Annotated in this window: 1 protein-coding gene; it reads left to right on the forward strand. The window is 45.9% G+C overall.

The window, feature by feature from the left end:
• Nucleotides 1-438: glutathione binding-like protein (locus R7040_RS30245; RefSeq protein WP_318098160.1), on the forward strand; the 438-nt coding region annotated here is incomplete at its 5' end.
• Nucleotides 439-508: the final 70 nt, after the last annotated feature.

Below are 508 nucleotides of genomic sequence, written 5' to 3' on the forward strand. Positions count from 1 at the left end.
GGCACAACGATCTGTGAAAGCGTGGCTATTTGCCGCTATCTCGATGAAGCGTTTGAAAATGACTTAGCTCTGTTTGGCGCAAATCAATTAGAACGAGCACAGGTGGAAATGTGGCACCGTGTCGTCGAGTTCCAAGGCCTTTATGCGGCATTCCAAGCGTTTCGCAACATTACGGCGATCTATCAAGATCGTGAAAACTGTGTGGCAGCGTGGGGTGAAGAATCCAAGTCTCGCGTCCTCGAGTTTTTGCCAACCTTAGATAAACGTTTGTCAGAGAGTGAATACATTGCGACAGACCAGTTTTCCGTTGTCGATATTACCGGTTATATTTTCATTGGTTTTGCGGTGAATGGTTTGAGTATTGAAGTCTTCGAGAAGTACCCAAACATCGCTCGCTGGTTTGAACAAGTGTCTGCCCGAGACGCATTCCAAAGCTAATTTTTTCGCAGCGAGCGTTTTCTCTCTCGCTGCGTATTGAACGCCAATGACAAAAAGGTATTCAAATACT

The sequence above is a fragment of the Vibrio sp. 1069 genome (assembly GCF_033340555.1).